Genomic DNA, 21,806 nt, shown 5'->3' with positions numbered 1-21,806 from the left:
CTTTTTTGTTATCCTTACTCTTCGTCAAGTCTTTTCCAAAACTCACATCAAGACAGGGAGGTCATCACTCCCATGGCCGAATTCGTCCCCGTGGGCAAACGGCGTCGGCGTCTGGCTTTCGGAAGGGTCAAGGATCTTGTCGATCTTCCCGACCTGATCGAAGTCCAGCGGAACTCCTACCGGTGGTTTTTTCAGAAGGATGTGGATCCCGACAGGCGCGAGGCTATGGGCCTCCAAGAGCTGTTCAGAGAGATCTTCCCCATCGAAAGCTATGACGGTTCTTTTGCGTTGGAGTTTTTCCGCTTCTACATCGACCCTCCCACGACGAGTGAGGAGGAGTCGCGCCAGCGTGACCTGACATGGCAGATGCCCGTCAGGGCGACGATTCGTCTCGTCAACCGGAAGACGTCGGAGATCAAGGAGGAGGAGATCTTCCTCGGCGATTTCCCCGTCATGACCGACAGGGGCACGTTCATCATCAACGGAACGGAGCGCGTCGTCGTCAATCAGCTGGCCCGCTCGGCCGGCGTCTACCTCAGCGCCGATACGTCCGTTCCCGGCCAGGAGTCCTTCGCCTGCAAGGTCATCCCCGATCGGGGAGCCTGGCTCGAGTTCGACCTCACGCCCGGAGATGTCCTTTCCGTCAACATCGACAACCGCAAGAAGATCCCCGCCACGACCTTCCTCAAGGCCTTCGGCGTCCCCGGCGACGACGAGATTCTCAGGCTTTTCGGCGCCCGAGAGATCGAGGTGGACCTCATCGAAGAGGAGGTCCGCGGCCGTCTCCTGGCCGAGGCCATCGTCGGAGAGGCGGGCGACGTCCTTCTCGCCCGCAACGACCGCGTCACCAAGGAGCATTTCGATCGGCTCGTCGAGATGGGGCGGACCCGCCTCCGCATCTGGGATGTGGATCCGGCTCTGGCTGCGACGCTGGAGCGGGACAACACGACGAACAGCGACGAGGCGCTTCTGGATCTCTTCCGTCGCCTCCGTCCCAACGAGCCGGCCCGCATGGAGAACGCCCGGGAGTACATCCACGGCCTCTTCTTCGATTCCCGCCGCTACAACCTGGGGCGGGTGGGGCGCTACAAGCTCAACCGTCGTCTGAATCTCGACTTCGACCTTTCCGAGCGTCTCCTCCGGATCGAGGACATCGTGTCCATGATCAAGGCCATGCTGGCCCTGCGCAGCGGCAGGGAGCGGCCCGACGACATCGACCACCTGGGCAACCGCCGCGTCCGGGCCGTCGGCGAGCTCCTTCAGAATCAGGTCCGCATCGGTCTCCTCCGGATGGAGCGCATCGCCAAGGAACGGATGACGACCCTTCCCAACCTGGAAAAGGCCACGGCCAAGGATCTCATCAACGTCCGGCCCATTTCGGCGTCGCTCCGGGAGTTCTTCGGCTCGGGCCAGCTCTCCCAGTTCATGGACCAGACCAACCCTCTGGCCGAGATCACCCACAGGCGCCGCCTCTCGGCCCTGGGTCCCGGAGGCCTCTCCCGCGAACGGGCCGGATTCGAGGCCCGCGACGTTCACTACACCCACTATGGCCGCGTCTGTCCCATCGAGACGCCGGAAGGCCCCAACATCGGCCTCGTGACCTCTCTGGCCACCTACTCCCGCGTCAACGAGTTCGGCTTCCTCGTGACGCCGAGGCGCAAGGTCGTCGACGGCCGCGTCTCCGACGAGATCGTCTTTCTCTCGGCCGACGAGGAGGACAGCTTCTACGTCGCCAGGGCCAACACGCCCGTCGCTCCCGACGGGCAGATTCTGGCCGAAGTCGCCGATCGGGTTTACGTCCGCTACCGCGACGACATCGAAGAGGTCACGCCCGACAAGATCGATTTCCTCGACGTCTCGCCCAAGCAGATCGTCTCCGTCTCGACGGCTCTCATCCCCTTCCTGGAGCATGACGACGCCAACCGGGCCCTCATGGGCTCCAACATGCAGCGTCAGGCCGTTCCCCTCATCCAGGCCGAGGCCCCTCGCGTCGGGACGGGCATGGAGGCCCGCATCGCCAAGGACTCGGGCTCCTGCATCGTCGCCAGACGGAGCGGCGTCGTCTCCTACGTCGATTCGGAGCGCATCGAGATTTCCACCGACGACGGCGGCGTCGATCAGTACCGCCTCATCAAGTTCCGCCGTTCCAACCAGGGGACGATCATCCACCAGAAACCCCTCGTCCGCCACGGAGACCATGTGGAAAGAAGCGAGGTCATCGTCGACGGCCAGTCTGTCGACGAGGCCGAGCTGGCCCTGGGTCGCAACGTCCTCGTCGCCTTCGTCCCCTGGGAGGGGTACAACTACGAGGACGCCATCCTCCTCAGCGAGCGCCTCGTCAAGGAGGACTTCTACACGTCGATCCACATCGAGGAGTACGAGGTCGAGGCCCGAGACACGAAGCTCGGCCCCGAGGAGATCACCCGCGACATCCCCAACGTCGGTGAGGACGCCCTTCGGGACCTCGACGAGAACGGCATCGTCCGCGTCGGAGCCGAGGTGGGCGCCGGCGACATCCTCGTCGGCAAGGTGACGCCCAAGGGCGAATCGGACCAGACGCCGGAGGAGAAACTCCTGCGGGCCATCTTCGGAGAAAAGGCCCGTGAGGTCCGCGACACGTCGCTCCGCGTGCCTCACGGCGAGGGCGGCAAGATCGTCGCCATCAAGCGCCTCACCCGGGAGCTCAACGGCGAGGACATGAGCCCCGGCGTCAACGAGGTCGTCAAGGTCTACGTGGCCCAGCTCAGGAAGATCACCGTCGGCGACAAGATGGCCGGGCGTCACGGCAACAAGGGCGTCGTCTCCCGCATCCTTCCCGTCGAGGACATGCCCTATCTTCCCGACGGCACGTCGGCCGATATCGTCCTCAACCCTCTCGGCGTTCCCAGCCGCATGAACCTGGGACAGGTCCTGGAGACGATCATGGGCTTCGTGGCCGTGCAGAACGATTGGTACGTCTCGACGCCCGTCTTCGAGGGGGCCCAGGAGAAGGAGATCTTCGAGGAGCTGGCCAAGCTCTCGAAGAGCCATCCCGAGCTGACCCGCGACGGACGGACGACGCTTTACGACGGCCGCACGGGCGAGCCCATGGAAAACAAGGTCACCGTGGGCTACATGTACATGCTCAAGCTGATCCACCTCGTCGACGACAAGATCCATGCCCGCTCCATCGGCCCCTACAGCCTCATCACCCAGCAGCCTCTGGGCGGCAAGGCCCAGTTCGGCGGCCAGCGCTTCGGCGAGATGGAAGTCTGGGCCCTCGAGGGCTACGGTGCCTCTCACATCCTTCAGGAGATGCTCACCGTCAAGTCCGACGATATCCGTGGCCGTCTCAAGACCTACGAGAGGATCGTCAAAGGGCAGAACCTGACCAAGCCCGGCGTTCCCGAGAGCTTCCGCGTCCTCGTCAAGGAGCTTCAGGGTCTGGGCCTGGACGTCGAGATCGGCTACGACGACGGGTCCTTCGGCGAGCTCATCGTCGAAGAGGACGAGCCCGAGGCCTCCTTCCGGCCCAAGCGGATCCCCCCCAGGGAGTCGGACGTCGTCTCGGCGGCCGACGAGGAGCCCGACGAGGAGGAGAAAGGTCTTCTCCAGAAGCTTTTCCCCGTCTCGACGGTGACGGACGAGATGATCTTCGGCTCCGACAACGAGCCCGAGCCGAGCGACGAGAAAGATGACGATTCAGAGGGGGCAGATGCCTAGATGAGCCGTCGCGAAATCGCCAGCGTCCGCATCAAGCTGGCCAGCCCCGAACGGATTCAGGAGATCTCCAGCGGAGAGGTCAAGAAGCCCGAGACGATCAACTACCGGACCCTTCGTCCCGAAAAGGACGGTCTCTTCTGCGAGCGCATCTTCGGCCCCACGCGGAGCTTCGAGTGCGCCTGCGGCAAATACAAGCGCAGCGGCCCCAAGTTCAAGGGCGTTGTCTGCGATCGCTGCGGCGTCGAAGTCACCGACAGCCGCGTCCGCCGCGAGAAGATGGGTCACATCAAACTGGCCGCCCCCGTCGTCCACATCTGGTACCTCCGGGGCATCCCCAGCCGGCTCAGCCTTCTCCTCGGCACGGCGACGAAGGACCTGGAGAAGGTCGTCTACTTCGCCCCCATCCGTCGCCGCGAGGCCGTCTACAAGGTCGTCATCGAGGGGCGCCGCACCGACCTGGCCCGCCGGGGCGACCTCCTGGCCGCCTGCGAGGAGCGCATCCACCGTCACTTCGATCCCAAGTTCAAGGCCGAAGAGGCCCTTCGCATCCTCTCCGTCGACGACGTCCCTCTCTCCGTGGGCGACGTCGTCTCGTCCCAGCAGATTTCGCGATTCAGGACCGACTACGGCGACGGCGTCTTCGAAGTCGAGCCGGCCTTCAGGATACGGACCGAATCGCCTGACGGACGTTTCGCCGTCGATCAGATCATCGCCGCCTCCGAGCTGGACGAGGCGCGGGGCGCGGGGCTCGACGTGGACGCCGAGAGGGCTCTTTCGGGCAACCAGGAGGGCTTCCTCGTCACGGCCGTGGCCCATCTGCCCTTCGCCAAGGGCGACGTCATCTCCGTCAGCGAGTACGATCTCTACCACCAGAAGTACCCGGGGCGCTTCACGGCCCAGCAGGAGACGATCACCCTCGAGGATCCCTGCTACGTCGTCATCGGCGGCGGCGACTCTCCCTTCGAGCAGAGCGACATCATCCTCGAGAAGGAGCAGCGCCTCTGTTCCGCCTACGACAAGACCTTCGATGCCGGCATCGGCGCCGAGGGCGTCAAGGCCCTCCTGGGATGCATCAACCTGGAGGAGCTCGTCGGCAGCCTCCGCGAGGAGATCGGCGACACGACGGGACAGAAGAAGCGCAAGCTCGTCAAACGCCTCCAGGTGGCCGAGGACTTCCGCAAGAGCGACAGCAAGCCCGAGTGGATGGTCCTCGACGTCCTCCCCGTCATCCCTCCCGACCTGCGCCCCATGGTGCAGCTCGACGGCGGCCGTTTCGCCACATCGGACCTGAACGACCTCTATCGGCGCGTCATCAACCGCAACAACCGTCTCCTCAAGCTCCAGGAGCTGAGGGCGCCGGAGATCATCGTCCGCAACGAAAAGAGGATGCTCCAGGAGTCCGTCGACGCCCTCATCGACAACGGCCGCATGGGCAAGGCCGTCCTCGGTGCCGGCAACAGGCCTCTCAAGAGCCTCACCGATTTGCTGCGGGGCAAGAAGGGGCGCTTCCGCCAGAACCTTCTGGGCAAGCGCGTCGACTACTCGGGCCGTTCCGTCATCGTCATCGGCCCCAACCTGAAGATCTACCAGTGCGGCCTTCCCAAACAGATGGCCCTGGAGCTCTTCAAGCCCTTCGTCATGCAGAAGCTCGTCGAGCGCGGCCAGGCCGCCAACGTCAAGAACGCCCGGCGCATCATCGAGCGCGGTCGCGACGAGGTCTGGGCCATCCTGGAGGAGATCATCAAAGACCATCCCGTCCTCCTCAACCGGGCTCCGACCCTGCACCGCCTCGGCATTCAGGCCTTCGAACCCGTCCTCATGGAGGGCAAGGCCATCCGCCTTCATCCTCTCGTCTGCACGGCCTTCAACGCCGATTTCGACGGAGACCAGATGGCCGTCCACGTCCCCCTCTCCCTGGAGGCCCAGTCCGAGGCCCGGGTGCTCATGCTCTCGGCCCACAACGTCCTCTCCCCGGCCAGCGGACGCTCCATCGTCACGCCCAGTCAGGACATCGTCCTCGGAACCTACTACCTGACGCAGATGCTCGACGGCCTCAAGGGGGAGGGCATGAGCTTCCGCGACATCGACGACGCCCTCATCGCCCTCGATCACGGCGTCGTCCACGTCAACGCCCGCGTCCGCCTCAGGGCCGAGCCGGGATGGAAGGTCGACGTCGACGGGAAAGGCTGGTTCGAGACCTCGCCCGGTCGGGCCCTCTTCAACAGCATCCTTCACCCCCGGATGCGCTACTACAACCACAAGATGGGCAAGAAGGATCTGGCCCAGCTCCTCGACAGCGCCTACGACGCCGTCGGGGTCAAAAAGATGGTCGAGATGCTCGACGACATCAAGTCGCTGGGCTATCGCTGGGCCGCCAAGAGCGGCATCAGCCTCGGGCTGGACTTCATCGCCGTCCCGCCCGAGAAGAACGAAATCGTCAGGGCGACCCTCGACAAGGAGGAGAACCTCATCGACGAATACCAGATGGGCGTTCTCACCGACGACGAGTACTTCCGCGAGAAGGAGCTCCTCTGGTCCGAGGCCTCCAGAAACGTCGCCGACGCCATCGTGGCCAACATGGAGGAGACCAACCCCGTGCGCATGATGGCCGAATCGGGCGCCCGCGGAAGCAAGAGCCAGCTCGCCCAGATGTCGGGCATCCGGGGGCTCATGGCCGATCCGTCGGGGCGCATCATCGACTATCCCATCACGGCCAACTTCCGTGAGGGGCTCAACATGCTCGAATACTTCATCTCCACCCACGGCGCCCGGAAGGGACTTGCCGACACGGCCCTCCGGACGGCCAAGTCGGGCTATCTGACGCGCCGTCTCGTCGACGTCGCCCAGGACCTGATCATCACCGCTCCCGACTGCGGCACCGACAGAGGCATCGTCATCGAACCTCTCATCCAGGACGGCAAGGCCGTCATCGGCATCGCCGAGCGCATCGCCGGCCGCACGGCCCTGAAGGACATCCGCAATCCCCTCACGTCGGAGCTCATCGTCGCCAAGGGCAAAGAGATCGATCCCGCCAAGGCCAGGATCGTCGAAGAGGCCGGCATCGACCGCGTCGAGGTGCGCAGTCCTCTCACCTGCGGCCTTCGCCACGGTCTCTGCCAGACCTGCTACGGCCGCGACCTGGCCACGCGCAAGCCCGTCTCCATCGGCGAGACCGTCGGCGTCGTCGCCGCCCAGTCCATCGGCGAGCCGGGAACGCAGCTCACCATGCGCACCTTCCACACGGGGGGCGTCCGCATCACCGGCGAGGACATCACCCAAGGTCTGCCGAGGATCGAGCAGCTCTTCGAAGTCCGCAAGCCCAAGAAAGTGGCCCTCCTCGCCGAGGCTTCGGGTCGGATCGCCGAAATTCGCGAGATGGAGGGCAAACGCAAGGTCATCCTCGTCGCCGACGGTCCCGAGGGGGAGCAGAAGTTCAGCTACAACGTTCCCCTCAACCAGAACCTCCTCGTCGAGGAGGGAAGAGAAGTCGAGAAAGGCGACGCCCTCACCGAGGGCTACGTCGATCCCCAGCAGCTTCTGGAGGTCAAGGGGCTCGAGGCCGTTCAGAAATACCTCGTCGACAACATCCAGGAGGTCTACCGCTCTCAGGGCGTCTCCATCAACAACAAGCACATCGAAGTCATCCTGCGCAAAGTGGCGCCCGTCAACCGGGTCCGCGTCATCGAAGAGGGCGACAGCTCCTTCGTCGCCGGCGAGCTGGTCTGGATGGACGAGCTCGACCGGGACGTCGAGGCCATCCGCGACAACAACCGTCACTGCCTCGAAGAGGCCACGACGGCCCTTGCCGGCACGATCCTCAAGGACGCCAAGGGGCAGGGGAACGTCGAGGCGGCCCTTCAGTTCAAGGGACAGGATCTGGACAGGGGTTCCATCGCGAGAATCCTCATGCCCGGCACTCCCGTCAACGAGCTTTACGTCGAGGACGGCGAGGGACTCCTGCGCGTCATCGTCGGCGAGGCCTCCTTCCGACGCCACCTCGAAGGGCTCGAGCTGACCGAATCGATCGACCTGAGCGAGGGCAAGCGGATCGAGGCCGGAATTTCCCTGACGCTGGGGCAGCTCTCTCTCGTCACCCAGGAGGCGCCCCGTCCCCTCTGGGTCCGCGATACCGACGTCCTCAAGAGCCTGACGGAAACGGCCTTCCTCGCCGAGGACACCGTCGTCGACGGCCAGGCCATCGCGCTCAAGGACCGCCTGATAACGGCCGACACGGCCCGCCACTTCAGGGAACTGCAGGTCGAGTCGGTCAAGGTCTGGAAGGCGCCGGAGCGGATCTCCCTGGCCGATGCCATGCAGAAATACCTCATCGACAAGGTCTGGAGCAAGCCGCTCTCCCGGGCCATCGACGCCTCGGGCAACGAAGTCCGCCACATCTCGCACATCGTCGACGGCAGCGTCGTCCGGGGCCTCGTCGAGGGCAGTCTGACGGCCGTTCAGATCGAGGGCGAGATCGTCACGCGCCAGAAGATCCTCGCCCAGACGATGAGCGATACCGTCTACGGCAAGGTCATCCTCGAAACCGTCAGGGACGGACAGGGACGGGTCGTCGCCGAGCCGGGCCAGGAGGTCAATCATGCCCTCCTCGACGCCCTCGTCATGGCTGATCCCAGTGAACTCGTCGTCCGCCCCATCTACGGTGCCTCGGAGATGAAACGCCTCATCCAGCGCGTCGGCTTCGTCCGCCGTCTCCGCGAAGAGCCTCAGTACAGTGCCGTCATCCACGGCATCACCAAGGCGGCTCTCAACACGGACAGCTTCCTCAGCGCCGCTTCCTTCCAGCAGACGGCCCAGGTTCTGGCCAAGGCCGCCGTCAGGGGCGACGTGGACCCCCTCGTCGGGCTCAAGGAGAACGTCATCATCGGTCACCTCATCCCCGCCGGGACAGGGGCGGAACACTACCGGATCCGACCTCGATCGGCCGCGCCCGACCGCGTCGGAGGCGAGCCCGAGGAGGCCCCTGCGGCGAATCCCTCCGGGAACTGATCGACAGAATGGCGCAGGGCGACACCTCCCCCTGCGCCATTCTTGACACCCCCCTCGGACGTTGCTATGATGTTCGGGTGCGCCTTATTTGGCGCATGCCCTTTTGTGCGCTTTTGTCTCCGCCGAAGCGTCCGCACAAGCTCAGAAGCCCGCGGCCTGAGAGGGCCATCGAGGCCCGGTCCGGGCTCTGCTCAAGAAGAGCCCTTTATGTGGAAGGAGGTTTTCGTCAGTGCCAACCATCAGTCAGTTGATCCGCAACGGGCGCAAGTCCAAGAAAGTCAGAACGAGCGCTCCTGCCCTTCAGGGCAACCCGGCCAAGCGCGGCGTCTGCACCCGCGTCTACACCACGACGCCCAAGAAGCCCAACTCGGCTCTCCGCAAAGTGGCCCGTATCCGCCTCACCAACGGCATCGAAGTTACGGCCTACATTCCCGGGGTCGGACACAACCTGCAGGAGCACTCCGTCGTCATGGTCCGTGGCGGGCGTGTGAAGGACCTTCCCGGCGTTCGCTACCACATCATCCGCGGCACCCTCGACACGGCGGGAGTCGAAAATCGTCGTCAGAGCCGCTCCAAGTACGGGGCGCGCAGGCCCAAGAAATAACCGTAGGGAGGGGAACCGTTCATGCCGCGGAAAGGTCATGTCCACCGTCGGGAACCCAAGGCCGACATTCGCTTCAACTCCGTCTCGATGGAGAAATTCATCAGCTGCCTCATGTATGACGGCAAGAAGAGCATCGCCGAAAAGATCTTCTACGGCGCCCTCGAGAGCGCCGGCGGCAAGCTCGGCATTGATTCCCGAGAGGTCTACGACAAGGCCATGGAGGCCGTCAAGCCCCTCGTCGAAGTCAAGCCCCGCCGCGTCGGCGGCGCCACCTACCAGGTTCCCGTCGAGGTCGATCCCACCCGTGCCCAGGCCCTGGCCACGCGTTGGATCATCCAGTACGCCCGGGCCCGCAAGGGCATTCCCATGGTGGAGCGTCTCGCCCGCGAGTTTCTCGATGCCTGCAAGGGCGAGGGCGGGTCCGTCAAAAAGCGTGAGGACACCCATCGCATGGCCGAGGCCAACCGCGCCTTCGCCCATTACCGTTGGTAACCGTTTCAAGGCTCCGATGCAAGCAGTCCCTTTCTTGGTGGTGAAAGACGATGCAAGGAATTGATCTGAAACAGATCCGCAACATCGGCATCGCGGCCCATATCGATGCGGGCAAGACGACGACGACGGAGCGGATTCTCTACTACACGGGCCGTACCTACAAGCTGGGCGAAGTCCACGAGGGCGCCGCGACGATGGACTGGATGGAACAGGAGCGCGAAAGAGGCATCACCATCACCTCTGCCGCCACGACCTGCCACTGGAAGGACTGTATCATCAACATCATTGATACGCCCGGCCATGTGGATTTCACCGTCGAGGTGGAGCGTTCTCTCCGCGTCCTCGACGGCGTTGTCGCCGTCTTCTGTGCCGTCGGGGGCGTCGAGCCCCAGTCGGAAACCGTCTGGCGCCAGGCCGACAAATATCGCGTTCCCCGCATCGCCTTCGTCAACAAGATGGATCGCGTCGGAGCCGATTTCAACGCCGTCGTCGAGGGGATGCGGGAGCGTCTCGGTGCCAGGGCCGTTCCCATTCAGATGCCCATCGGCGCCGAAGATGCCTTCATCGGCCTCGTCGACCTCGTCCAGAACCGGGCCATCCTCTACGGAGAGGAGGCCGATCTGGGTCGGGAGCCCAAGCTGACGGAGATCCCTCCCGAACTCCAGGAGGAGGCCGCTCAGGCCCGGGAGTTCCTCATCGAATCCATAGCCGATTTCGACGAGGAGATCATGGAGCTCTTCCTCGACGGGGGAGAGGTTCCCGTCGAGAAGATTAAGGCGGCCGTCAGGCGGGCCACGATCGACCTTCAGATCGTCCCCGTCCTCTGCGGATCGGCCTTCAAGAACAAGGGCGTCCAGCCCATGCTCGACGCCGTCGTCGACTACCTGCCCAGCCCCGCCGATCTCCCTCCCATCGTCGCCCACGACGTGGACGACCCGGAGAGGGCGATCGAGCGCCATTCCAGCTACGACGAGCCCTTCGCGGCTCTGGCCTTCAAGGTCATGGTCGATCCCTTCGTGGGCCGTCTCGTCTTCTGCCGCATCTACTCGGGGGCTCTCAAGACCGGCGAATCGGTTCTCAACGTGGCCACGGGCAGGCGCGAGAGGGTGGGACGCATCCTCCGCATGCACGCCAACAAGCGTGAGGAGCTCGAGGACTGCGCGGCGGGCATGATCGTCGCCCTTCCCGGTCTCAAGGCGACTCGCACCGGCGATACGCTCTGCGCCGAAAGCGCTCCCGTCCTCCTCGAGAATCTCATCTTCCCCGAGCCCGTCATCCATCTCTCGGTGGAGCCGAACAGCAAGGCCGATCAGGTCAAGCTCGCCAAGGGTCTTTCGGCCCTCTCCGAGGAGGATCCCACCTTCCGGGTCCACACCGACGAGGAGACCAACCAGACTATCATATCCGGCATGGGCGAGCTCCACCTGGAAATCATCGTCGACCGTCTCCGCCGCGAGTTCGGCGTCGAAGTCAAGGTCGGCCGCCCCCAGGTCGCCTACCGCGAGGCCATCCGCAAGGCCTCCCAGGCCGAGGGCAAGTTCATCCGCCAGAGCGGCGGCCGGGGCCAGTACGGCCACGTCGTCCTCGAGCTGGAGCCTTTGCCCGACGGCAAGGGTTACGAATTCGAGAACAAGATCGTCGGAGGCGTCATCCCCAAGGAATACATCCCGGCCGTCCAGAAAGGCCTCGACGAGACGATCACCAGCGGCATTCTCGGCGGCTACCCCGTCATCGGCGTCAAGGTCTCCCTCGTCTTCGGCAGCTACCATGACGTGGACAGTTCCGAGATGGCCTTCAAGATCGCCGCCTCCATGGGCTTCAAGGAGGGCATGAGGAAGGCTGACCCCGTTCTGATGGAGCCCGTCATGAAGGTCGAAGTCGTCTCCCCCGAGGAGTACGTCGGCGACGTCATCGGGGACCTCTCCTCCAGGAGGGGGCGCATCGAGGGCATGGAGATGCGCGCCAACGCCCGCATCGTCAAGGCCATCGTCCCCCTGTCGGAGATGTTCGGCTACGCCACGGACCTGCGGAGCAAGAGCTCCGGCCGGGCCGCCTATTCGATGCAGTTCGACCACTATGAGGAAGTTCCCCGCGACGTGGCGGAAAAGGTCCTCAAGGGGTAGAATAGAAAGCCTGTTGAATATTCATAGGGAGGGAAACGTCCATGGCAAAGGAGCATTTTGCAAGAAACAAGCCTCACCTGAACATCGGAACGATCGGCCACATCGACCACGGCAAGACGACGCTGACGGCGGCCATCACCTACGTGCTCTCCAAGGCGGGATTCGCCGACTTCACGGCCTTCGAGAACATCGACAAGGCGCCCGAGGAGCGTGAGCGCGGGATCACGATCAACATCGCCCACGTGGAGTACCAGTCGGAGAAGCGGCACTACGCGCACATCGACTGCCCCGGTCACGCCGACTACATCAAGAACATGATCACCGGCGCGGCGCAGATGGACGGGGGAATCCTGGTCGTCTCGGCGGCCGACGGTCCCATGCCGCAGACGCGGGAGCACGTTCTGCTGGCCCGTCAGGTCAACGTGCCGGCGCTGGTCGTGTTCATGAACAAGGTGGACATGGTCGACGACGACGAGCTTCTGGACCTGGTGGAGATGGAAGTGCGCGATCTCCTGGGCAAGTACGAGTTCCCCGGGGACGACCTTCCGGTCGTGCGCGGATCGGCGCTGAAGGCCCTCGAAGGTCCCGGCACGAAGGGGGACAAGTGGGCGGACTGCATCTGGGAACTGATGGACGCCTGCGACAATGCCATTCCGGAGCCGATCCGCGACACGGAGAAGCCCTTCATCATGCCCGTTGAAGACGTCTTCACCATCACCGGGCGCGGCACGGTCGTGACGGGCCGTATCGAGCGGGGCATTCTGAAGTCGGGGATGGAAGTGGAAGTGGTGGGCATGCGGGACACGCGCAAGACGGTCTGCACGTCCATCGAAATGTTCCGCAAGATCCTCGACGAGGCGATCGCCGGAGACAACGTGGGTCTTCTTCTGCGGGGAATCGGCAAGGAAGACGTGGAGCGCGGTCAGGTCATCGCCAAGCCGGGCTCGATCCTGCCGCACAAGCACTTCTACGCCGAGGTCTACGTCCTGAAGAAGGAAGAGGGAGGCCGCCACACGCCCTTCTTCTCGGGATACAAGCCCCAGTTCTACTTCCGGACGACGGACGTGACGGGGGAGATCAAGCTGGCCGAGGGCGTGGAAATGGTCATGCCTGGAGATAATGCGACGTTCGAGGTGAAGTTGATCGTTCCCGTAGCTCTGGAGCCGGGCCTGCGCTTCGCCGTTCGCGAAGGGGGCCGCACCGTCGGAGCCGGTGTCGTCACCGAAATCCTCGACAAGTAATCCCCGAAGGGGGTTTTCAGCCTTGACCAAGAATATTCGCATCAAATTGAAGGCCTTCGATCACAGAGTGCTGGACAGCTCGGCCTCGCAGATCGCCGACACCGCCCAGAGGACGGGAGCCCAGGTCTCGGGCCCCATCCCCCTGCCGACGGAGATCAACAAGTACACGGTCCTCAAGTCCCCTCACAAGGACAAGGACGCGCGGGAACAGTTCGAAATCAGAACTCATAAGCGGCTGATCGACATTGTCGGACCCACGCAAAAGACGATGGAGGCCCTTATGCAGCTGAATCTCCCCTCGGGCGTGGACATCCAGATCAAGCTGTAAGGGGAGCTCTGAGCAAAGGAGTGGAAGAGCGATGACTATCGGCATCCTGGGACGCAAGCTGGGCATGACGCAGATCTTCGACGAGGCGGGGCGGGCCGTTCCCGTCACCGTCGTCGAGGCCGGCCCCTGTCCCGTCACGGCCCTGCGCGACGAGAAGACCAACGGCTACAGGGCCGTCCAGGTCGGATTCGGCGCCATCAAGCCCCACAAGGTCACCAGACCCATGGAGGGGCAGTTCAAAAAGGCCGGCGTCGACGCCTGCCGCTGGCTCCGCGAGTTCCGTCTCGACTCCATCGAAGGCTACGAAGTGGGGAAGGTCCTCGACGTGACCCTCTTCGAGGCCGGAGAGAAGGTCGACGTGACGGGAACGAGCAAGGGCAAGGGTTTCGCAGGTTTCATCAAGCGCCACAACGGCAACCGCGGTCCCTCGACTCACGGCGCCTCGAAGTTCCATCGTCGTCCCGGATCGAGCGGCGCCTCCAGCTATCCCGGCAAAGTCTTCAAAGGTCAGACCATGCCGGGCCAGATGGGAGACGAGAGGGTCACCGTTCGCAATCTCGTCGTCGTCGCCATCGACAGCGAGAACAACCTGCTTTTGGTCCGGGGGGCCATCCCCGGGGCACGCAACGGCCTCGTTGTGGTCCGGAAGCAGAAGTAGCGGCCGTTTGAAAGGAGGGTAAATGACGATGCCTATCGTGAAGCAGTACAATCTACAGGGCGAAGTCGTCGGTGAGGTCACCCTTTCGGACGCCGTCTTCTCGGCCCCCGTCCACGTTCCGGCCATGCATCAGGTCGTCGTGGCACAGCTGGCCAATCGCCGTCAGGGGACGCACGACTGCAAGCGTCGCGGCGACGTGGCCGGCGGCGGCAAGAAGCCCTGGCGGCAGAAGCACACCGGCCGGGCCCGTCACGGCAGCACCACGTCGCCCATCTGGGTCGGCGGCGGTGTGGCCCACGGTCCTCATCCCCGCGACTACAGCCAGAAGGTGAACCGCAAGGTCCGCCGCCTGGCTCTCAGGAGCGCTCTCACGCTCAAGGTCCAGGACGAGAGGCTTCTCCTCGTCGACTGCGTCGGTCTTGACGCCCCCAGGACGAAGGTCATGCTGGGCTTTCTCGACAAAGTGCAGGCGACGAAAAAGCCGCTCGTGGTGCTCCACGAGTCCAACGACGCCGTGATCCGTTCCACCAAGAACATTCCCGGCGCCCGGATTCTCCACGTAGACAGCCTCAACGTCTACGACATCCTCAACCACGAGCACCTCATCCTCAGCGCCGAAGCCGTCACCCGAATCGAGGAGGTGTTCGGTCGATGAAGCTCCTGGCTCATGATATAATCGTTCGGCCCGTCATCACCGAGAAGAGCAATCGCATGATGGAGCAGAACAAGTACACCTTCGAGGTCCTGCCTCAGGCCAACAAGATCCAGATCAAAGAGGCCGTCCAGGAGGCCTTCAAGGTCAAAGTCGAGAAGGTCAACACCATCCAGGTCCGCTCCAAGCCGAAGAGGCTTGGCGCTTTTCTCGGCCGCTCGCGCTCGTGGAAAAAGGCCATCGTGACGCTTGCTCCGGGCGAGCGCATCGAATTCTTCGAAGGCGCCAACGCCTAGGGCGAGGGGAGGATCCAGCCATGGGTATCAAAATTTTCAAGCCTGTCACTCCCGGACGTCGGCACATGACGATCTCCACCTACGAGGAGATCACCTGCGCCGAGCCGGAGCGCAGCCTGCTCGAGCCGATCCGCAAGAAGGCCGGGCGCAACAACACGGGCCGCGTCACCATGCGGCACCGCGGCGGCGGCAACAAGCGCTACTACCGCGTCATCGACTTCAAGCGCGACAAGCTGGGCGTTCCCGGCCGGGTCGCCACCATCGAGTACGATCCCAACCGCTCGGCGCGGATCGCCCTCATCCATTATCTCGACGGGGAAAAGCGCTACATCCTGGCCCCCAACGGCCTTTCCGTCGGCCAGATGATCCAGGCCGGACCGGGCGTGGACATCAAGCCCGGCAACGCCGCCAAGCTGAGGGACATTCCCGTCGGCACCTTCGTCCACAACATCGAGATGCAGCCCGGCCGGGGCGGTGCCATGGTCCGCGCGGCCGGAGTGGCGGCCCAGATCATGGCCAAGGAGGGCAAGTACGCCACCCTCCGCCTGCCCAGCGGCGAGATGCGGATGATTCTCGTCGAGTGCATGGCCACGGTCGGCCAGGTCGGAAACGAGGAGCATGAGAACATCTCCGTCGGCAAGGCCGGAAAGACCCGTTGGCTCGGCCGTCGGCCCAAGGTCCGCGGCATGGTGATGAATCCCTGCGACCACCCCATGGGCGGCGGCGAGGGACGGAGCAAGTCCAACAAACACCCTGTCTCTCCCTGGGGGACTCCGGCGAAGGGATACCGGACTCGCAAGCGCAAGGTTTCGGACAAATTCATCGTGCGTCGCCGGTACGCCAAGTAGGCTGAGGAGGGTCGAATATGGCTCGTTCCACGAAAAAAGGGCCCTTTGTAGAGCTCAAGCTGCTCCGCAAGGTCGAGAACATGAACGAATCGGGGGCCAAGAAGGTCATCAAGACCTGGTCGCGCCGTTCGACGATCGTGCCGCCCATGATCGGCCACACGATCGCCATCCACAACGGCAAGACGCATATCCCCGTCTACGTCAGCGAAAACATGGTGGGGCACAAGCTCGGAGAGTTCGCCCCGACCCGCAAGTTCGGCGGGCACGCGGGACAGGAACGTTCCACCCGCGTGAAGTAGCGAGGAGGTACGTTCATGGAAGCCAAGGCCATGGCCAAGCAGGTCCGCGTCTCGCCCACCAAGGCGCGACAGGTGCTGGCTCTGATTCAGGGGAAAAAGGTCGACGAGGCGCTGATCTCCCTTCGGTTCACGCCGAATAAGGCCGCCACCGTCATTGAAAAAGTGCTCAAGAGCGCTGCCGCGAATGCGGAGCACAACTTCGGGATGGATCTGGACAGGCTCTTCGTCAAGCTCGCCTACTCCGATCAGGGGCCGAGCATGAAGCGCTTTCGCCCCGTCTCCATGGGAAGAGCCCATCCCTATCGCCATCGCACGAGTCACATCACCGTCGTCGTGGCGGAACGCTAAGGAGGGGTGACGAATGGGTCAGAAAGTTCACCCGGTAGGCTACCGCATCGGCGTCATCCGCGATTGGGAGTCCAAGTGGTTCGCCGGTGGCAGGGATTACGCCAAGAAGCTTCATGAAGACCTTCGTCTTCGCGACTGGGTCAAGAAGCGTTGGGGCCATGCCGGAGTTTCCAAGGTCGAGATCGAGCGCATCGGCAACGTCATCCGCTTCACCATTTGGACCGCACGGCCTGGTGTCGTCATCGGCAAGGGCGGCCAGGAGATCCAGGATGTCCGCGACGCGCTCCAGAAGATCACCGGTCAGAGGGTCATGATCAACATCCAGGAGATCAAGAGCCCCGACAAGGAAGCTCAGATCGTCGCCGAGGGCGTCGCCTCCTCGCTGGAACGCCGTATCAGCTTCCGCCGCGCCATGAAGCAGTCCATCTTCCGCGCCATGAAATCGGGCGCCAAGGGGATCAAGATCCAGTGCGCCGGCCGTCTCGGCGGAGCCGAGATCGCCCGGACCGAGTGGTATCTCGAAGGACAGCTCCCCCTCTCGACGCTGAGGGCCGACATCGATTTCGGCCTTGCCGAGGCCAAGACCGTCTACGGCGTCATCGGCGTCAAGGTCTGGATCTACAAGGGCAAGGCCCCTCTCCTCGTCGATCAGCGTCCCGTCGAGGAGAAGGAAAGGAGGTAAAGACGCCATGCTGATGCCCAAGCGCGTCAAGTACCGCAAGCCTCATCGTCGTCCTCTGCGCGGCATGGCCAAAGGCGGCAAAGAGGTTCACTTCGGGGAGTTCGGGCTTCAGGCTCTCCAGTGCGGGTGGATCACGGCCCGCCAGATCGAGGCCTCCCGCGTCGCCATCTCGCGTAAGATGAAAAAGGGCGGCAAGATCTGGATCCGTATCTTCCCCGACCGTCCCTTCACAAGAAAACCCATCGAAACGCGGATGGGCAAAGGAAAAGGAGCCACGGAGTACTGGGTGGCTCCCGTCAAGCGGGGCCGGATCATGTTCGAGGTCTCCGGTGTCTCCCGCGAAGTTGTCGAAGCGGCCTTCCGCACGGCGGCCCACAAGCTGCCCATCAAGGTTCGCGTCGTGGCCCGCGAGGGATTGGGTGGTGAGTAGAGATGCGTAACAAGGAGCTTCGGGATCTGAATCTGGATGAGCTTCGCGAGAGGCATCTCCAGTACAAAGAGGAACTTTTCAACCTCCGTTTTCAGAGTGCCATCGGGCAGCTTCAGAACACCAGTCGCATCCGCGAAGTGAAGCGGACGATCGCGCGGATTCTCACCATCGCCGGTGAGAAGGAACGCGAAGCCGATCGTTCCGTCGTAAGGGGGTAAAGGGCGATGGAGGAACGCAAGGCCCATCGTAAGGAGCGGATCGGCGTCGTCGTCAGCGATAAAATGGACAAGACCATCGTCGTGCGCATCGACACGACGTCCAAGCACCCGCTGTACGGGAAGCCGGTTCGCCGCTACAAAAAGTACAAGGCCCACGACGAGGAGAACACCTGTCGGACCGGAGACAAGGTGCGCATCGAAGAGACTCGTCCTCTGAGCCGCCACAAGTGCTGGCGCCTCGCCGAGATCATCGAGCGCGCTCCAGTCCTTACCGTCGCCGGCAAGGCCGTCGAGGAGGAGAAGTAGGCCATGATCCAACTCCGCACCGTACTCAATGTGGCCGACAACTCGGGCGCCAAGAAGCTCATGTGCATTCAGGTCCAGGGCGGCAGCTTCCGGCGCTACGGATCGGTGGGCGACGTCATCGTCGCCTCCGTGAGGGAGGCCATCCCCAACAGCAACATCGAGAAGGGGAAGGTCGTCAAGGCCGTCATCGTCCGGACCAAAAAAGAGGTGAGGCGCCGCGACGGCTCCTACGTCCGCTTCGACGACAACGCCGCCGTCATCATCGACAACAACGGCGATCCTAAGGGGACCCGCATCTTCGGTCCCGTAGCTCGGGAGCTTCGGGAGAAGAAGTACATGCGCATCGTCTCCCTGGCGCCTGAAGTCGTTTAGGAGGGCCTCGCTATGGGCAAGATGAGAATCAGAAAAGGGGACACCGTCTGCGTCATCACCGGCAAGGATGCCAAAAAAGAGGGCAAGATTCTCCGTCGCATCCCCGACCGTGACCTCGTCGTCGTCGAGGGAGTCAACGTCGTGACCAAGCACGTCCGCCCCTCGGCCAAGAGCCCTCAGGGCGGTCTGGTCAAGCAGGAAGCTCCCATCTACGCTTCCAAAGTTCAGCTTGTCTGCCCCTCCTGCGGCAAGGCCACCCGCGTCGGTCGCGCCTTCCTCGAGGACGGCCGCAAGGTCCGCGTCTGCAAGAAGTGCGGCGAGATCGTGGACAAGGTCTAGGAGGGAGTAGGAGCATGATCCCACGTCTTAAGCAGAAATACCTGGAGGAGACCTCGCCCAGGCTGCAGAAGCAGTTCTCCTTCGCCAACGTCATGGAGGTCCCCCGTCTCGTCAAGATCGTCGTCAACATCGGCGTCAACGAGGCCAAGACCGACATCAAGTACATGGACGCCTCCCTGTCGGAGCTGACCATCATCACGGGACAGAAGCCCCTTCTGAAGCGGGCCAAGAAGTCCGTCGCCGGGTTCAAGATTCGCGAGGGCATGCCCGTGGCCTGCTGCGTCACGCTCCGCGGCGTTCGGATGTGGGAGTTCCTCGATCGGGTCATCGCCGTCGCCCTGCCCCGCATCAAGGACTTTCAGGGCATCTCCCGCCGAGGCTTCGACGGCCGCGGCAATTACAACCTCGGCCTGAAGGAGCAGCTCATCTTCCCCGAGATCAATTACGACAAGGTGATCCGTCCTCGGGGGATGAACCTCTCCATCGTCACCACCGCCCGAAACGACGAAGAGGCCCTCGCCCTGCTCACAGAGCTGGGGATGCCCTTCACCCGCTAAGGAGGCAGACGAAATGGCCCGTAAGGCACTGAAGGTAAAGCAGCAGAGAGAGCCCAAGTTCAAGGTGCGCAGCTACACGCGTTGCCCTCTCTGTGGCCGTGTCCACTCCTATATGCGTAAATTCGACATGTGCCGTTGCTGCTTCCGCAAGCTGGCTCGCGAGGGGAAAATCCCCGGCGTTGTCAAGTCCAGCTGGTAGTGGGTAGGCGGCAAAGGAGGCAATACTCATGTTCGTGAACGATCCTGTCGCGGATATGCTCACGCGCATCAGAAACGGCAACATGGTCTTCCACGACTCCGTTGACGTTCCTCTGAGCAAGATGAAGGTCGAGCTGGCCAAGATTCTCAAGGCCGAAGGTTATGTGCGCAATTTCAAGGTCATCAACGACGCCAAGCAGCCCTATTCCGTCGTGCGCATCTACCTGAGCTACGGCCCCAATCGTGAGCGGGTCATCCAGGGACTCCGGCGCATCAGCAAGCCCGGACGTCGTATCTATGCAGGCAAGGACGAGCTGCCCAAAGTCATGGGCGGCCTCGGCGTCGCGGTCATTTCGACGCCGGAAGGGCTGATGACCGATTCGAACGCCCGGAAGCGTGGATTGGGCGGCGAAGTCGTCTGCTTCGTCTGGTAGCGGGAGGTGGACACTGATGTCTCGCATCGGCCGTAAGCCCGTGGCACTCCCCAAGGGGGTCACGGCAGAAGTTCAGGAGAGTTCCGTCCACGTCAGAGGCCCCAAGGGCGAACTTTCTCTGTCCGTCGTTCCTTCCATCACGGTGACTGCCGAGGGCGACGCGCTTCACGTCACCCGCGGCAGCGACGAGAAGGCCGACAGGGCCTTTCACGGGATGACCCGGGCTCTCCTGGCCAACATGGTTCAGGGCGTCAGCCAGGGCTTCCGCAAGGATCTCGAGATCATCGGCGTCGGCTGGAGGGCTCAGATGCAGGGACGCAAACTCGTCCTGAGCCTGGGTTTCTCCCACCCCGTCGAGTACGATCCCCCTCAGGGGATCGATCTCGCCACGGAGGGCCCCACGAAGATCTCCGTCTCGGGCATCGACCGTCAGGTCGTGGGGCAGGTCGCCTCGGAAATCCGCGGCTTCCGTCCTCCCGAGCCCTACAAGGGCAAGGGCATCCGCTACGTCGGAGAGTATGTCATCCGCAAGGCCGGCAAGGCCGGATCCAAATAGGAGGTAGGTGAACGCCGATGAAGGCACGCAGCAGAAACGACATGCGACTCATCCGGCACCGTCGGCTCCGCCGTCACCTCTCCGGGACGGCTGAGCGGCCGCGGCTTTCGGTTTTCCGGAGTCTTCAGCACATCTATGCCCAGGTCATCGACGACGAGCGGGGTTTCACCCTTGTCGCCGCCTCGACGATGGACCGCGAACTCAAAGGCACGCTCGAAGGCACCGGCGACGTCGAGGCCGCCATGGTCGTCGGCAAGCTCGTGGCGGAGCGTGCCACGGCCAAGGGGATCAAAAAGGTCGTCTTCGACCGGGGCGGTCACATGTTCCATGGCAGGGTCAAGGCCCTCGCCGAGGCTGCCCGCGAAGCCGGTCTCGAGTTTTAGGGAGGGCTCCCAGCATGGCAGGAAGGAAACCCATCAACGCCAAGACGTCGGAGTTCACCGAGCGCGTCGTCTCCATCAACCGCGTCAGCAAGGTCGTCAAGGGCGGCAAACGCTTCCGCTTCAGCGTCCTCGTCGTCGTCGGTGACGGTCGCAGCCGCGTCGGTCTCGGCATCGGCAAGGCCCGGGAAATCTCCGAGGCCGTCCGCAAGGGCATCGACAAGGCCACCAAGAACATGATCGACCTCAAGCAGGTGGGGAGCTCCATTCCCCACCCCATCATCGGTCACTTCGGCGCCGCCGAAGTTCTCCTCCGCCCCGCCGCTCCCGGTACGGGCGTCATCGCCGGAGCCGTCGTGCGCGCCATCATGGAGCTCGGCGGCGTCAAGGACGTTCTGACCAAGGTCATCGGTCGCACCTCCAACCCCGTCAACGTCGCCTACGCGACGATGGCGGCCGTCAAGGCCATGCGCTCGCCCGAGGAAATCCTTCGCCTTCGCGGCAAGGATCGGGTCGAGGCCCAGGAAGCCTAGGAGGTCTCGCCATGGCACGCATTCAGGTCAAGTGGGTCAAAAGCTGCATCAACCGGCCCGAGCGTCAGGCTCGGACCATCAGAGCCCTCGGTCTGCACAGGCTGAACCACACGGTGGAGCACGACGACACGCCCCAGATCAGGGGGATGGTCGCCTCGGTGCATCACCTCGTCCAGTGGTCCGTCATCGAGGATTAGGAGGTTAGG

At 63.4% G+C, this 21,806-nt stretch carries 26 protein-coding genes; all 26 read left to right on the top strand.

The genetic code is table 11. The features are described 5' to 3' along the window. Positions 1-72: 72 nt before the first annotated feature. The 26 genes from rpoB to rpmD all read left to right on the top strand — a co-directional run bounded on the left by rpoB (position 73) and on the right by rpmD (position 21,797). Positions 73-3,702 carry a DNA-directed RNA polymerase subunit beta gene (gene rpoB / locus KAR29_RS09170; protein WP_274372701.1) on the top strand — a complete coding sequence of 1,210 codons (3,630 nt, stop codon included), beginning with the start codon at positions 73-75 and terminating at the stop codon, positions 3,700-3,702. Further along, entirely contained in the window at positions 3,703-8,706 is a 5,004-nt protein-coding gene (gene rpoC, locus KAR29_RS09165) for a DNA-directed RNA polymerase subunit beta' (RefSeq protein ID WP_274372700.1), read from the top strand. Between the two features lie 229 nt (positions 8,707-8,935). Further along, positions 8,936-9,310, top strand: coding sequence for a 30S ribosomal protein S12 (rpsL, locus tag KAR29_RS09160; protein WP_274372699.1), 375 nt, complete (start codon positions 8,936-8,938; stop codon positions 9,308-9,310). Positions 9,311-9,331: 21 nt separating this feature from the next. After that, entirely contained in the window at positions 9,332-9,802 is a 471-nt protein-coding gene (gene rpsG / locus KAR29_RS09155) for a 30S ribosomal protein S7 (protein ID WP_274372698.1), read from the top strand. Between the two features lie 50 nt (positions 9,803-9,852). Beyond that, the gene (fusA, locus tag KAR29_RS09150) at positions 9,853-11,925 is read left to right on the top strand and encodes an elongation factor G (protein WP_274372697.1); all 2,073 of its coding nucleotides are present in this window, start codon (positions 9,853-9,855) and stop codon (positions 11,923-11,925) included. 41 nt (positions 11,926-11,966) lie between these two features. Beyond that, entirely contained in the window at positions 11,967-13,166 is a 1,200-nt protein-coding gene (tuf, locus tag KAR29_RS09145) for an elongation factor Tu (protein ID WP_274372696.1), read from the top strand. A 22-nt stretch (positions 13,167-13,188) separates the two neighbouring features. Further along, complete coding sequence (gene rpsJ / locus KAR29_RS09140) at positions 13,189-13,494, top strand: 30S ribosomal protein S10 (RefSeq protein ID WP_274372695.1); 306 nt, start codon at positions 13,189-13,191, stop codon at positions 13,492-13,494. Positions 13,495-13,525: 31 nt separating this feature from the next. Next, positions 13,526-14,152, top strand: coding sequence for a 50S ribosomal protein L3 (rplC, locus tag KAR29_RS09135; RefSeq protein WP_274372694.1), 627 nt, complete (start codon positions 13,526-13,528; stop codon positions 14,150-14,152). Between the two features lie 28 nt (positions 14,153-14,180). Then, positions 14,181-14,807: a 50S ribosomal protein L4 gene (gene rplD / locus KAR29_RS09130; protein WP_274372693.1), complete on the top strand. Its 627-nt coding sequence runs from the start codon at positions 14,181-14,183 to the stop codon at positions 14,805-14,807. Continuing rightward, positions 14,804-15,100, top strand: coding sequence for a 50S ribosomal protein L23 (rplW, locus tag KAR29_RS09125; protein ID WP_274372692.1), 297 nt, complete (start codon positions 14,804-14,806; stop codon positions 15,098-15,100). Before rplD ends, rplW begins: the two co-directional genes overlap by 4 nt. Positions 15,101-15,120: 20 nt before the next feature. Further along, entirely contained in the window at positions 15,121-15,948 is an 828-nt protein-coding gene (gene rplB, locus KAR29_RS09120; RefSeq protein WP_274372691.1) for a 50S ribosomal protein L2, read from the top strand. 17 nt (positions 15,949-15,965) lie between these two features. After that, a complete protein-coding gene (rpsS, locus tag KAR29_RS09115; RefSeq protein ID WP_274372690.1) occupies positions 15,966-16,247 on the top strand; it encodes a 30S ribosomal protein S19 in 282 nt (93 codons plus the stop codon). 15 nt (positions 16,248-16,262) lie between these two features. Continuing rightward, a complete protein-coding gene (gene rplV, locus KAR29_RS09110; protein WP_274372689.1) occupies positions 16,263-16,595 on the top strand; it encodes a 50S ribosomal protein L22 in 333 nt (110 codons plus the stop codon). A 13-nt stretch (positions 16,596-16,608) separates the two neighbouring features. Next, on the top strand, positions 16,609-17,277 hold the full coding sequence (gene rpsC / locus KAR29_RS09105) for a 30S ribosomal protein S3 (RefSeq protein ID WP_274372688.1): 669 nt from the start codon (positions 16,609-16,611) through the stop codon (positions 17,275-17,277). Between the two features lie 7 nt (positions 17,278-17,284). Beyond that, a complete protein-coding gene (rplP, locus tag KAR29_RS09100; protein WP_274372687.1) occupies positions 17,285-17,707 on the top strand; it encodes a 50S ribosomal protein L16 in 423 nt (140 codons plus the stop codon). Positions 17,708-17,709: 2 nt separating this feature from the next. Beyond that, the gene (gene rpmC / locus KAR29_RS09095) at positions 17,710-17,925 is read left to right on the top strand and encodes a 50S ribosomal protein L29 (protein WP_274372686.1); all 216 of its coding nucleotides are present in this window, start codon (positions 17,710-17,712) and stop codon (positions 17,923-17,925) included. Between the two features lie 6 nt (positions 17,926-17,931). Beyond that, positions 17,932-18,231, top strand: a complete 300-nt coding sequence (gene rpsQ, locus KAR29_RS09090; RefSeq protein ID WP_274372685.1) for a 30S ribosomal protein S17 — start codon at positions 17,932-17,934, stop codon at positions 18,229-18,231. Positions 18,232-18,234: 3 nt separating this feature from the next. Continuing rightward, positions 18,235-18,603 carry a 50S ribosomal protein L14 gene (rplN, locus tag KAR29_RS09085; protein WP_274372684.1) on the top strand — a complete coding sequence of 123 codons (369 nt, stop codon included), beginning with the start codon at positions 18,235-18,237 and terminating at the stop codon, positions 18,601-18,603. 12 nt (positions 18,604-18,615) lie between these two features. After that, positions 18,616-18,942: a 50S ribosomal protein L24 gene (gene rplX / locus KAR29_RS09080; RefSeq protein WP_274372683.1), complete on the top strand. Its 327-nt coding sequence runs from the start codon at positions 18,616-18,618 to the stop codon at positions 18,940-18,942. Positions 18,943-18,956: 14 nt separating this feature from the next. After that, positions 18,957-19,499 (top strand): 50S ribosomal protein L5, encoded by a 543-nt coding sequence (gene rplE / locus KAR29_RS09075; protein WP_274372682.1) that lies wholly within the window; start codon positions 18,957-18,959, stop codon positions 19,497-19,499. Between the two features lie 13 nt (positions 19,500-19,512). Further along, the gene (locus KAR29_RS09070) at positions 19,513-19,698 is read left to right on the top strand and encodes a type Z 30S ribosomal protein S14 (protein ID WP_274372681.1); all 186 of its coding nucleotides are present in this window, start codon (positions 19,513-19,515) and stop codon (positions 19,696-19,698) included. A 28-nt stretch (positions 19,699-19,726) separates the two neighbouring features. Further along, positions 19,727-20,131 (top strand): 30S ribosomal protein S8, encoded by a 405-nt coding sequence (gene rpsH, locus KAR29_RS09065; protein WP_274372680.1) that lies wholly within the window; start codon positions 19,727-19,729, stop codon positions 20,129-20,131. A gap of 16 nt (positions 20,132-20,147) precedes the next feature. Further along, positions 20,148-20,687: a 50S ribosomal protein L6 gene (gene rplF, locus KAR29_RS09060; protein WP_274372679.1), complete on the top strand. Its 540-nt coding sequence runs from the start codon at positions 20,148-20,150 to the stop codon at positions 20,685-20,687. Positions 20,688-20,704: 17 nt separating this feature from the next. Continuing rightward, a complete protein-coding gene (gene rplR / locus KAR29_RS09055) occupies positions 20,705-21,070 on the top strand; it encodes a 50S ribosomal protein L18 (protein WP_274372678.1) in 366 nt (121 codons plus the stop codon). 14 nt (positions 21,071-21,084) lie between these two features. Next, positions 21,085-21,600: a 30S ribosomal protein S5 gene (gene rpsE, locus KAR29_RS09050; protein ID WP_274372677.1), complete on the top strand. Its 516-nt coding sequence runs from the start codon at positions 21,085-21,087 to the stop codon at positions 21,598-21,600. A gap of 11 nt (positions 21,601-21,611) precedes the next feature. Beyond that, positions 21,612-21,797: a 50S ribosomal protein L30 gene (rpmD, locus tag KAR29_RS09045; RefSeq protein WP_274372676.1), complete on the top strand. Its 186-nt coding sequence runs from the start codon at positions 21,612-21,614 to the stop codon at positions 21,795-21,797. The last annotated feature ends 9 nt before the right edge of the window (positions 21,798-21,806 follow it).

It is taken from the genome of Aminithiophilus ramosus (assembly GCF_018069705.1).
In the GTDB taxonomy this organism is placed as follows: domain Bacteria; phylum Synergistota; class Synergistia; order Synergistales; family Aminithiophilaceae; genus Aminithiophilus; species Aminithiophilus ramosus.
The sequence above is the reverse complement of the archived record's forward strand: the minus strand, read 5'-3'. Positions and strand labels throughout refer to the sequence as shown.

Coding starts and splice junctions, on each gene's coding strand:
- rpoB (WP_274372701.1), top strand. CDS start 73: ATGGCCGAATTCGTCCCCGTGGGCAAACGGCGTCGGCGTCTGGCTTTC.
- rpoC (WP_274372700.1), top strand. CDS start 3,703: ATGAGCCGTCGCGAAATCGCCAGCGTCCGCATCAAGCTGGCCAGCCCC.
- rpsG (WP_274372698.1), top strand. CDS start 9,332: ATGCCGCGGAAAGGTCATGTCCACCGTCGGGAACCCAAGGCCGACATT.
- fusA (WP_274372697.1), top strand. CDS start 9,853: ATGCAAGGAATTGATCTGAAACAGATCCGCAACATCGGCATCGCGGCC.
- tuf (WP_274372696.1), top strand. CDS start 11,967: ATGGCAAAGGAGCATTTTGCAAGAAACAAGCCTCACCTGAACATCGGA.
- rplC (WP_274372694.1), top strand. CDS start 13,526: ATGACTATCGGCATCCTGGGACGCAAGCTGGGCATGACGCAGATCTTC.
- rplD (WP_274372693.1), top strand. CDS start 14,181: ATGCCTATCGTGAAGCAGTACAATCTACAGGGCGAAGTCGTCGGTGAG.
- rplW (WP_274372692.1), top strand. CDS start 14,804: ATGAAGCTCCTGGCTCATGATATAATCGTTCGGCCCGTCATCACCGAG.
- rplB (WP_274372691.1), top strand. CDS start 15,121: ATGGGTATCAAAATTTTCAAGCCTGTCACTCCCGGACGTCGGCACATG.
- rpsS (WP_274372690.1), top strand. CDS start 15,966: ATGGCTCGTTCCACGAAAAAAGGGCCCTTTGTAGAGCTCAAGCTGCTC.
- rplV (WP_274372689.1), top strand. CDS start 16,263: ATGGAAGCCAAGGCCATGGCCAAGCAGGTCCGCGTCTCGCCCACCAAG.
- rpsC (WP_274372688.1), top strand. CDS start 16,609: ATGGGTCAGAAAGTTCACCCGGTAGGCTACCGCATCGGCGTCATCCGC.
- rplP (WP_274372687.1), top strand. CDS start 17,285: ATGCTGATGCCCAAGCGCGTCAAGTACCGCAAGCCTCATCGTCGTCCT.
- rpmC (WP_274372686.1), top strand. CDS start 17,710: ATGCGTAACAAGGAGCTTCGGGATCTGAATCTGGATGAGCTTCGCGAG.
- rpsQ (WP_274372685.1), top strand. CDS start 17,932: ATGGAGGAACGCAAGGCCCATCGTAAGGAGCGGATCGGCGTCGTCGTC.
- rplN (WP_274372684.1), top strand. CDS start 18,235: ATGATCCAACTCCGCACCGTACTCAATGTGGCCGACAACTCGGGCGCC.
- rplX (WP_274372683.1), top strand. CDS start 18,616: ATGGGCAAGATGAGAATCAGAAAAGGGGACACCGTCTGCGTCATCACC.
- rplE (WP_274372682.1), top strand. CDS start 18,957: ATGATCCCACGTCTTAAGCAGAAATACCTGGAGGAGACCTCGCCCAGG.
- KAR29_RS09070 (WP_274372681.1), top strand. CDS start 19,513: ATGGCCCGTAAGGCACTGAAGGTAAAGCAGCAGAGAGAGCCCAAGTTC.
- rpsH (WP_274372680.1), top strand. CDS start 19,727: ATGTTCGTGAACGATCCTGTCGCGGATATGCTCACGCGCATCAGAAAC.
- rplF (WP_274372679.1), top strand. CDS start 20,148: ATGTCTCGCATCGGCCGTAAGCCCGTGGCACTCCCCAAGGGGGTCACG.
- rplR (WP_274372678.1), top strand. CDS start 20,705: ATGAAGGCACGCAGCAGAAACGACATGCGACTCATCCGGCACCGTCGG.
- rpsE (WP_274372677.1), top strand. CDS start 21,085: ATGGCAGGAAGGAAACCCATCAACGCCAAGACGTCGGAGTTCACCGAG.
- rpmD (WP_274372676.1), top strand. CDS start 21,612: ATGGCACGCATTCAGGTCAAGTGGGTCAAAAGCTGCATCAACCGGCCC.